The organism is Streptomyces sp. NPDC002888 (assembly GCF_042888465.1).
Taxonomy (GTDB): Bacteria; Actinomycetota; Actinomycetes; order Streptomycetales; family Streptomycetaceae; genus Streptomyces.
Window position 1 is genome coordinate 79985 of sequence record NZ_JBIAPU010000040.1, and the last position, 10521, is coordinate 90505.

Below are 10521 nucleotides of genomic sequence, written 5' to 3' on the forward strand. Positions count from 1 at the left end.
ACGAGGCCGTTGCCCAAGGCCGTTGCACGAGGCCGTTACACGAGCCGTACCGGCTTCTCCGGGCGTATGCCCAGTTCGACCATCCAGGCCCGCAGCGGGGTCGGGTCGCCGTCCTCTATCAGGCTGAGGACCCGGGGGGCCAGGTCGGTGGTTCTCTCGCCGTTGACCAGGAGGGAGGGGCCATCGAGCCAGTCCAGGCCAGGGGTGGCGCCGGCGGTGTCCATCGCGGCGCAGCAGACCATCGCCGTGACGTGGTCGGCCAGGAGCTCGCGGGGGGTGCGTGGGGGCTGGAGCGGGAAGAGGGGGAGCGTCCCGTCGTCCCAGAGAGCGGTTTCGGGGCTGCCCTGGCCGGGGGCGGGCGGGACGGCTTCCTGTGGGGCGGAGGCGGATTCCTCGCGGGCGATCTCGGCGGTGAGACGGGCGGCGAGGGCTGCGCTGCGGGGGTTGGGCGGGGGCGGGTCGTCTTCGGGGGCCTCGGTGAGGGTGCGGGTGGAGACGGGGGTGGGGGTGGGGGGCAGCGTGGTGGTGGGGTCGCTGTGGGGCTCGGTGGGTGCGGCGGGCTCGCTGTGCGGCTCGGTGGGTGCGGCGGGCTCGCCGTGGAGCTCAGCAGGCCCGGCGGGCTCGCCGTGGAGCTCGGCAGGCCCTGCGGGCTCGCCGTGCGGCTCCGGAGGATGGGTGGAGCCCGTGAGGTGGTCCAGGACTCGGGAGAGGGTGGGGCCGTCGGTGTCCGAGGTCGAGTGCTGCGGGACCGTAGGGTCCGGGCTCGTCGGGCCCGGGGTCGTGGGGTCCTGGTAGCGGCGGACGCCGAGGTTGTCGAGGACGCGGTGGAGGCGGGCGGCGTCGGTGCGCCACTTGCGGTCGACGACCTCCTCCGGATATTCCTGCCAGTCGACCGGGGACCAGTCGGGGCCGGTCTCGGCGGGCCCGCCGTGGAAGAGACGGGCGGCCAGGAGCGAGGCGGCCTCGTCGATCGCGCCGGGCTCTTCGAGCAGGTCGCAGGCGGGGCGCTCGCCCAGCCGGGAGGCGAATCCCTCGGCCAGCCGGTCGCGGCGGGACAGCTCGGTCAGCGCGGCCACGACGCCCGCGTCCAGCCGGGAGGGCCAGCGGCCCATCCGCCAGGCGGGCAGCGCGACGCGTGTGAGCAGCCGGTCCCAGCCCGCGTAGGCCAGGCCCACCTGCTCCTGGGCGACGATCCGCAGCCCGTAATCCACAGCCTGTGCACGCTCGGCGGCCGCGACGGCCACACCCCGCTCCATCTCGGCCGCGTGCACTCGGCAGCTGCGCAGCAACAGGCGGGCCACCCAGCCGATGCCCGCGCATCCCGAGCGGAACAGGGGGCAACGGCCCTGCGTCGAGGCCACGGCCACCGCCGCGTCCAGGCCCCGTACGAAGCGGCGCGCGGCGGCTATGTCCGGGTGCGCCGACGGTCCCGTACCGGCGACGACCGGGGCGAGGACGGCACGCAGCTCGCCGACGCGCATCCACCACAGGAAGGGTGAGCCGATGACGAGGACGGGCGCCGCCACCGTACGGCGGTGGGAGTGGCGCCCCGCGGCCACCTCGTCGCGATGCTCGGGCGGGGGTGGGCCATGGGCGCGGTGGGTGCGGTCCTCCAGCCAGCTGTCGCAGTCCGGGGTGAGCGCCACGGCGGACGGGGCGGGCACGTCGAGGCGGTCGGCGAGGTCGCGCACCAGCCGGTAGAGATCGGGGGCCGCCTGTTCCGCGATCGGCACCGTGGGGCTCACGGCGGGGCGGGAGCGGGCGACGACCAGGGCGATGACACCGGCCGCGACCAGCACGACGACCGCCACCACGGACACCGCCCAGCGGGCGACGTCCCAGCCCGGGCCCACGAGGTGGCCTGTGGAACCGCCGGCGAGCAGGATCACGGCGGCGGCCGCGGGCAGCAGGGCTACGGCCAGCGCGTGGCTGCGGATGCGCAGCACGGCGAGGGCCCGGGCGCGCGCTGCCTGTGCCCCCGCTTCCATCCCGATGCCGGTCACGACCCGACCTCACCCCCCTGCCGTCCTGGCGCTTTCCCTGGCGCTTTCCTGGCGTTGCTCACTCCCCCACTGTGGCACCCACGACTGACATCGCAATGCCGGTGGGCCAAGTGCCGGAATGCTTGCGCCGCACCCTAGTTGGGGCTCCGCCCCACGTCAGCCGTATGGGATAGCGGTCACTCGATGGAATGGCTTTGGGGAGAGCTGGATGACGCTGGGCAAGGATCAGGCCCCGAATCCAGAGACGGATTCGGGGCCTGTCGGGTTCATCGGGGCGGCGGCCCTATTGAGCTCCCGCCGCCTTCGCCGCGATGTCCGTACGGTGTTGGGAGCCGTCCAGGCGGATGCGCGCGACGGCGCGGTACGCCCGTTCGCGGGCCTGGGTGAGGTTCTCGCCGTTCGCCGTCACGGAGAGGACGCGGCCGCCGGCACTGACGACGGCGTCACCGTCGCGCTTGGTCCCGGCGTGCAGGACGTACGCGTGCGGGGCGTCCTCGGCGGCCACCTCGTCGAGGCCGGTGATCGGATCGCCGGTGCGCGGCGTGGCGGGGTAGTTGTGCGAGGCGACGACGACGGTGACGGCCGCGTCGTCGCTCCAGCGCAGGGGCTCCAGGTGGGCGAGCGTGCCGGTGGCGGCCGCCATCAGGAGACCGGCGAGCGGGGTGCGGAGGCGGGCCAGGACGACCTGGGTCTCCGGGTCGCCGAAGCGGGCGTTGAACTCGATGACGCGGACGCCTCGGCTGGTGATCGCTAGGCCGGCGTAGAGCAGGCCGGAGAAGGGGGTGCCGCGGCGGCGCATCTCGTCGACGGTCGGCTGCAGGACGGTCTCCAGGACCTCCTCGACCAGCTTCGGGTCGGCCCAGGGCAGCGGCGAGTACGCACCCATGCCACCCGTGTTCGGGCCCTCGTCGCCGTCGAGGGCCCGCTTGAAGTCCTGGGCGGGCTGGAGCGGGACGACCGTCTCGCCGTCGGTGACGGCGAAGAGGCTGACCTCGGGTCCGTCGAGGAACTCCTCGATGACGACCCGCTCGCAGGCGGCGGCGTGGGCCGCGGCGGCGTCGAGGTCGTCGGTGACGACGACGCCCTTGCCGGCCGCGAGACCGTCGTCCTTGACGACGTACGGAGCGCCGAAGGCGTCGAGGGCCTCGGCAGCCTCCTCCGGCGTCGTACAGACATAGGAGCGGGCCGTGGGAACGCCGGCCCCGGCCATCACGTCCTTGGCGAACGCCTTGGAGCCCTCGAGCTGCGCGGCCTCCCCGGACGGCCCGAAGACCGGAATGCCCGCCTCGCGCACGGCGTCGGCGACCCCGGCGACGAGGGGTGCCTCCGGGCCTACGACGACGAGGTCGGCACCGAGCTGCGTGGCGAGCTCGGACACGGCGTTGCCGTCGAGGGCGTCGACCTTGTGCAGCTCGGCGACCTCGGCGATGCCGGCGTTGCCGGGGGCGCAGTGCAGCGCGGTCACGGCGGGGTCGAGGGACAGGGAACGGCACAGGGCGTGTTCGCGGGCGCCGCTGCCGATGACGAGGACCTTCACGGGGGTCAGCCTAACGGCAGGGCAGGGGTGGGTTTGTGCGGGCTTCCGAAGGGGCGGGGGTAGGGGGATTGTGGGTTTCTCCAAAGGGGGCGAGGAGTCGTGGGGGCGGGGCGGGGCAAATGGGGGGTGGGTGTGGGGTGTTGGGGCGGGAGCGGGTGCGGGGGTGGAGGCGGGGTGTTGTGGCCGTCGGCCCTTCGCTGCCGTCGGCTACTCGTTCGTGAACTCCTCCACCACCGTCGCCCCCAGCTCCCGCACGATCAGGTCGTACCCGGAGAGGGCCGACTCGTTCAGGTCGGGGTCGTCGTCCTCGGGGATGTCGTCCTCGATGGAGACGTGAGGCGGCGGCTCGGGCGCGGCGGATGGGCGGGGTGCCGGAGCGGCGCCGGAGGTGGAGGCGTGAGTCGGCGCGGAGGCCGATGAGGTTGAGGCGGCGGACGCGGACTGGGCCGACGCCGGGCGCGGGGCGGCCGTACCGCCGCCGCCCGTACCGCCGTAGCCACCGCCCGAACCGCCGTAGCCACCGCCCGAACCGCCGTAGCCACCGCCGCCCGAACCGCCGTAGCTGCCCGAGGCGCCATGGCCTCCCTGACCACCCGCGCTGCCCTGGCCACCCGGGGCGCCGCCTCCGCCGTAGCCCCCGGTCGGCGGGGGTGCCGAGCCGCCCGAGGGGTCGACGATCGCCTCGATCTTCCAGTGGACGTTGAACTGCTCGGCCAGCGCCTGCCGCAGCACGTCCTCGCTGCCGCTGCCCGCGAAGTTGTCACGGGCGCCGGCGTTGACGAAGCCGATCTGGAGGGTCGTGCCGTCGAAGCCGGCGACCTGGGCGTTCTGGCTGAGCAGGATCCAGGTGAACCGGCGGCGGTTCTTCACCGCTTCCAGGATGTTCGGCCAGAGCATGCGCGGGTCGAGGCCGCCGGCAGGAGGTGCGTAGGCGGCGCCGGAGGCCGGAGCGGGCGCGGCCGACGGGGTTGCCGGGGGCGCGGCCGGGGCGGAGGAGGCCGGGGCGGGCGCAGCGGCAGGTCGGCCACCGCCGCCCGCGGGCGCCGCCGTGGGCCAGCCCCCGGGCCGCCGGCCGCTGCCCGCACCGGCGGCGGTGGGCCAGGCGCCGGGGGCGGGGGCAGGGGCGGACTGGGGCTGTCCGGAACCCGCACCGGGCGGGCCCTGATCCGCGGGAGCGGGGGCCGGGGCGGGGGCGGTGTCGTTATCGGTGTTCACCCCGCCGGAGGCGGAGGCGGGAGTCTGCACGGGAGCGGGAGCCGGATCGGCAGCCGAAGGCTGGGGCGCAGGTGCGGGAGCCGAAGGCTGTGGCGCCGCCCCAGTCCCCTGCGCACCAGGCGCCGAGGCCGGCGGCCCCGAAGCACGCACCGCGGCCCGTGCGGCAGCCGCGCCACCTCCCGGCGGGATCGGCGCACCGGCGTCAGGCGCACCCCCCTGGGCTGCACCCCCCTGGGCGGCACCACCATGCCCAGCGCCACCATGCGCACCACCGCCAGGCACAGCACCGCCATGCACAGCACCGCCCTGAGCCGCCGCTCCCCCGTGCGTCTCGGGACCGGGCACGTACCCCATGGCAGGCATCGCGCCGCCGGCCGAGAAGTTGACGCCCCGCTCGAGCCGGTCGAGACGGGCCATGACGGACCGTTCGTCGCCGTAGGCCGCGGGCAGCATCACGCGGGCGCAGATCAGCTCGAGCTGGAGGCGGGGCGAGGTGGCTCCCCGCATCTCGGTCAGCCCCTCGTTGACGAGGTCGGCGGCGCGGCTCAGCTCGGCCGCACCGAAGACGCCGGCCTGGGCCTGCATGCGCTCCAGCACGTCGACCGGGGCGTCGATGAGTCCCTTCTCCAGCGCGTCCGGGACGGCGGCGATGATCACCAGGTCGCGCAGCCGCTCCAGCAGGTCGGCGACGAACCGCCGGGGGTCGTTGCCCCCCTCGATCACCCGGTCCACGACCTCGAAGGCGGCGGATCCGTCGCCGGTGGCGAAGGCCTCGACCACGGAGTCGAGCAGCGACCCGTCCGTGTAGCCGAGGAGGGACGTGGCCATGACGTACGTCACACCGTCCGCACCCGCACCCGCGAGGAGCTGGTCCATGACGGACATGGAGTCACGCACGGACCCGGCACCGGCCCGCACGACGAGCGGCAGCACGCCCTCCTCGACGGGGATGTCCTCCTTCTGACACACCTCGCCGAGGTAGTCCCGCAGGGTCCCGGGGGGCACGAGCCGGAACGGGTAGTGATGGGTCCGGGACCGAATGGTCCCGATGACCTTCTCCGGCTCGGTCGTGGCGAAGATGAACTTCAGATGCTCCGGCGGCTCCTCGACGACCTTGAGCAGCGCGTTGAAGCCGGCCGACGTGACCATGTGGGCCTCGTCGATGATGTAGATCTTGTAGCGGCTGCGGGCGGGCCCGAAGAATGCCTTTTCCCGCAGGTCACGGGCGTCGTCCACACCACCGTGCGAGGCGGCGTCGATCTCGATGACGTCGATGGAGCCGGGCCCGTTGCGCGCGAGGTCCTTGCAGGACTCGCACTCGCCGCACGGCGTCGGCGTGGGACCTTGCTCACAGTTCAGACAGCGGGCCAGGATCCGCGCGCTGGTCGTCTTGCCGCATCCACGCGGACCGCTGAACAGGTACGCGTGATTGACCCGGTTGTTCCGCAACGCCTGCTGCAGTGGGTCAGTGACATGCTCCTGCCCGATGACCTCGGCGAACGACTCCGGGCGATAACGGCGGTACAGCGCGAGAGACGACACGCCTACGAGGTTATAGGCGACCACTGACAAAGCGGGCCGCGCACGCAAGCGCCCCCCACGCACCCGCCAGAGCCAACCTACCCTTGCTGCCTTCCGGCCCTGGGGGAGTTCAGTCAGATAGCGCCGCGTGAGGGGCTGCCCAAACAGTACCCGATGCCGACGGCCAGGAACGAGTTCGCGAGCACTCCCCTCGGTCATGTAATGTTTCCGGCGGAGGATTCGCCTAGAGGCCTAGGGCGCACGCTTGGAAAGCGTGTTGGGGGCAACCCCTCACGAGTTCGAATCTCGTATCCTCCGCCAGTGCCTCACCGGGCACGATGTCGAAGGGCCCCACCGCTTGCGGTGGGGCCCTTCGTCGTGCGTGGTCTCAGTTGCGGTGATTGGACCGGGGCGGACCGTGGTGAACAGTGATCTGGTTCACCGTTCCTCGTCACCGTGGCACGGTCTGGGTGACCCGCCACAGTCGCCGTGGCAGACCGCCCTCCTCGAAGGCGTGGACCTCATCAAGGTTCCAGCCCTCGCCGAGCTGGTCAACCAAGTCGAGCCCCGGTCCACAGGGCGGGCCCGCCGCGAGCACGCCGGAAGCCATTGGGCGGTGGAGGCCGCATACGCGCGCCTGCCCTGCTCGCCCGCCAGCACACTCCCCCGCCGGGTACGTCTCCGTGCAGGAGGCGGCGCGGGAAAGCGGCCAGGTACGGCGACAGCCGTCACAGCCGGCGGCCGGTGACGTCCCCGCCGGGATCGTCGGCCAGCACAATCGCCGTGGTGATCCGTTTGCCCACGGGTTCGCGGTGGACCGGGAAGCTCTGGCCGACCGCCATGACGATCTCCAGCCCGTGCCGGCCAATCCGCAACGGGTCGGGCGCGAGGATCGCCGGCGGCGTCGGGTTGCTGTCTCACATGGTCACCTCCACCGAGCCGCCGCTGACTTCCAGCGTCAGCAGGCACGGGCCGGGTGCGTACTTGCGTGCGTTGCCGTCGGTGGTTCATCCGCGTTCAGGGGAGGGTGCTCCCCTCCGGGGTGCGCCGTGGGTCTCGTAACGCCCCGGTCGGCTCTCCGGCCGGGGGTTCAGTTGTGCAGGTGGGCGAGGAGAGTGATGTCGCTGTTCGACTCAGCAGCTTCCGGCTCGTGTTCCTGGAGGGCGCAGGGATGGCCAACCAGATCGCAGGCGACCTCACCCTCGACTGGGATGCCCTGTCCTGCGCCGACGACCCCGTGCGGCAGCTCGTGGTCTGGACCGCCGAACCAGGCACCCCCTCCCACAACGCCCCGCCCCTCCTCACCTCCTGGGTCGCGACCACCGACCGCCCCGCCCCTCCTCACCTCCTGGGTCGCGACCACCGACCGCTCCGCAGCCGACCGGTAGGACGTGACCACCCCGGTTTCAGCGGCGGTGTGGACAACGGACAGCTGCAAACCCTGTCCATAACACCGGCTGGACCCCTCGGCCGGAAGGACAGCGGGGGCAGATCGAGGGCGGCTCGCAGCTCGGGCTTGCATGTGGAAACCGATCAGTTTACGGTGGTGAAACTGATCGGTTTCTCGCTGTGAAGGCGAGTCTCGAACCCGAATCGACAGGAGCACCGATGACTGCCGCGCGCAACACCGAGGGGCAACCGACGGGTCCCAGGCTTCCGGCGAAGCTGGCCGCCCACCCGTCAGTACAGGCCGTACTCGCCCGGCGCGGGGCCGGTGACGTCGCGAGCCCGCCGGCGGTGATCGACGCGGCCTGGCTGCGCGAGCTGTGCCTGGCGGCCGGTGCGGACGACGCGGCCGCGGTCAGCCTGGACCACCCGGACCTGGTCGGCGAGCGGGAGCACGCACAGTCCGCGCTGCCCGGCACCCGCACCCTGATCGCGATGGCGGTCCGGATGAACCGCGACAACTGCCGCTCCCCGGCCCGCAGCGTGGCCAACCAGGAGTTCCACCAGACCGACGAACAAGCCAACCACGCCGCCCGCAGCGTCACCCAGGCGCTCCAGGACGCCGGTTACCGCGCGCTCAATCCCTCCGTCGGCTTCCCCCAGGAGATGGACCGCTTCCCCAGCGAGCGGATCTGGGTGGTGGCGCACAAGACGGTCGCGGTGGCCGCCGGGCTCGGCGTGATGGGCCTGCACCGCAACGTCATCCACCCGAAGTTCGGCAGCTTCGTCCTGCTCGTGACCGTCCTGGTGGACGCCGAGGTGAGCGAGTACGGGCAGGCGCTGGACTACAACCCCTGCATCGACTGCAAGTTGTGCATCGCCGCCTGCCCGGTCGGCGCCATCGCCAAGGACGGCGCCTTCGACGCGCTGGCCTGCACCACGCACAACTACCGCGAGTTCATGAGCGGGTTCACCGACTGGGCGCAGACCGTGGCCGACAGCGAGGACGCCGCCGACTACCGCTCCCGCGTCACCGACTCCGAGAGCGCCTCCATGTGGCAGAGCCTCAGCTCGCCGCCCGGCTACAAGTCCGGCTACTGCCTGGCCGTCTGCCCCGCCGGAGAGGACGTCCTGGGCCCGTACCTGGACGACCGCAAGACGTTCATGGACACCGTGCTGCGACCGCTCCAGGACAAGAAGGAAACCCTGTACGTCCTGCCGGGCTCCCACGCGCAGGAGTACGCCCGGCGCCGCTTCCCCCACAAGCCCGTCAAGGAAGTCACCGGCGGCTGGCAGCCCCCGGCGAAACGCTCCGCGTCCACCGACCGAGAGACACGTACGTCATGAGTGGCATTCACCCCTTCCGCGTCCTGCGCGCCAAGCCTCTGTGGATCGCGAACGGCGTCATCACGGGCGTACTCGCGCTGCTGTTCGCCGTGTTCTACGTCGGCGCCAACATCGATCCGGCCGATCACCTGACCAAGCTGCCCGTCGGCCTGGTCAACGCCGACAAGGGAGCCGCCGTCGGAGGCGAGCAGGTCAACCTCGGGGCTCGGATCACCGAGTCGATCAAGAAGTCGACCGCGAGCGGGGACAGGATCGACTGGAAGGTGATGGACGAGAAGGAGATGAAGGAGGAGCTCGGCAAGGGCAAGCTGTTCGGCGCGCTCGTCGTGCCCGCCGACTTCACCTCAGCCACCACCGCATTGACCGGCACCGCGCCCGACGGGCCCCCGGCCCGCCCGACACTGACGGTGCTGACCAACCAGTCCGCCGGCAGCATGGGCTCCGGCCTGGCCCGGACGGCGACGACCCAGGCGGCCGAGAACGCCTCGCTCCAAGTGGGCAAGGAGCTGACCGCCCAGATCGGGACCGCGCAGGCGAAGCTGCCCGCAGCGGCACGCGTCCTGCTCACCGACCCGGCCGCCGTCACGGTCGAGGACGGCCACCCCCTCGACGCGCACAGCGGCCTGGGCATGACGGCGTTCTACTACGCACTCACCCTCGTGGTCGTCGGCATGCTCTCCGCCAACGTCATCAGCGGCCAGGTCGACCACGCCCTCGGCTACACCCACAACGACATGGGCCCCCTGCGCCTGCACCGCCCGCTGATCCGAGCCACCCGGGTGCAGACCCTCACCATCAGCAGCACCCTCATGGCCGGACTGTCCCTGCTGATGGGAACCCTGGTCATGGCCGGCGCGGTCGGCATCATGGGCATGGACGCCTCCCACCTGCCCCTGCTGTGGCTGTACTCGGTGTGCGCCATCGCCGTCACCGGGATCGGCGCGCTCACTCTCCTCGCCGTCTTCGGCACGCCCGGCATGCTGGTGGTCACGCTGGTCTTCATCGGGATGGCGGTACCCACGGCCGGGGCCACCACCCCCATCGAGGCACTGCCCGGCTTCTACCGCTTCCTCGCCGAGTTCGAGCCCCTGCGGCAGATCACCGGCGGCATCCGCTCGATCCTCTACTACGACGCCCAGGGCGACGCGGGTCTGACCCGAGGCTGGGTCATGATGGCCGCCGGCCTCGTGGCGGCCGCACTGTTCGGCTTCGGCGTGCTGGGGTGGTACGACCGCAAGGGGCTGCATCGCATCCCGGTGGAGACGACGCCCGAGAAGACCGCGTTCCCGGCCTAGCGGAGGGCGCCCCCACACCCCAGGACGGGGCCATTACTCGGAGTGGCCCCGATGTGTGCGCGTCGCCGGGGACGACAGGCGCGCCCACCCCCCAGGGGGGGGGGGGGGGGGGGGGGGGGGCGCCCCGCCGGGGCCGGGCCCCCCCCCCCCCCCCCCGCGCCCCCCTCGACGGGCCCGAGGAGCCCGGTCGGCCTGACCGGCCTGACTGGCCCGAGCA

Annotated in this window: 6 protein-coding genes, 1 tRNA gene, 1 other RNA gene and 1 pseudogene; 4 read left to right on the forward strand and 5 right to left on the reverse strand. The window is 72.6% G+C overall.

What is annotated here, in order from left to right; all coding sequences use genetic code 11:
• Positions 1–35: 35 nt before the first annotated feature.
• From ACFYWX_RS43110 to ffs, 4 genes are all read right to left on the reverse strand, one after another.
• The gene (locus ACFYWX_RS43110) at positions 36–2003 is read right to left on the reverse strand and encodes a hypothetical protein (RefSeq protein ID WP_389430784.1); all 1968 of its coding nucleotides are present in this window, start codon (positions 2001–2003) and stop codon (positions 36–38) included.
• 283 nt (positions 2004–2286) lie between these two features.
• Positions 2287–3540 carry a phosphoribosylamine--glycine ligase gene (purD, locus tag ACFYWX_RS43115; protein ID WP_389430786.1) on the reverse strand — a complete coding sequence of 418 codons (1254 nt, stop codon included), beginning with the start codon at positions 3538–3540 and terminating at the stop codon, positions 2287–2289.
• Between the two features lie 207 nt (positions 3541–3747).
• Entirely contained in the window at positions 3748–6297 is a 2550-nt protein-coding gene (locus ACFYWX_RS43120) for a DNA polymerase III subunit gamma and tau (RefSeq protein ID WP_389430787.1), read from the reverse strand.
• A gap of 41 nt (positions 6298–6338) precedes the next feature.
• Positions 6339–6437: signal recognition particle sRNA small type (gene ffs, locus ACFYWX_RS43125), an RNA gene on the reverse strand.
• Between the two features lie 72 nt (positions 6438–6509).
• On the opposite strand from ffs, the gene ACFYWX_RS43130 reads away from it, so the two are divergent.
• Positions 6510–6597: transfer RNA gene (locus tag ACFYWX_RS43130), tRNA-Ser, on the forward strand.
• Positions 6598–7004: 407 nt separating this feature from the next.
• On the opposite strand, the pseudogene ACFYWX_RS43135 reads toward ACFYWX_RS43130, so the two are convergent.
• Positions 7005–7271 (reverse strand): annotated as a pseudogene (locus ACFYWX_RS43135) (ATP-binding protein); the annotation flags it as partial.
• A 107-nt stretch (positions 7272–7378) separates the two neighbouring features.
• Here ACFYWX_RS43135 and ACFYWX_RS43140 point away from each other — a divergent pair.
• From ACFYWX_RS43140 to ACFYWX_RS43150, 3 genes are read left to right on the forward strand one after another with little or no spacing between them, the layout of a single operon-like run.
• Complete coding sequence (locus tag ACFYWX_RS43140) at positions 7379–7849, forward strand: hypothetical protein (protein WP_389430789.1); 471 nt, start codon at positions 7379–7381, stop codon at positions 7847–7849.
• Between the two features lie 35 nt (positions 7850–7884).
• Entirely contained in the window at positions 7885–9009 is a 1125-nt protein-coding gene (locus ACFYWX_RS43145; RefSeq protein ID WP_389430791.1) for a 4Fe-4S binding protein, read from the forward strand.
• Positions 9006–10304, forward strand: coding sequence for an SNG1 family protein (locus ACFYWX_RS43150; RefSeq protein ID WP_389430792.1), 1299 nt, complete (start codon positions 9006–9008; stop codon positions 10302–10304). Before ACFYWX_RS43145 ends, ACFYWX_RS43150 begins: the two co-directional genes overlap by 4 nt.
• The last annotated feature ends 217 nt before the right edge of the window (positions 10305–10521 follow it).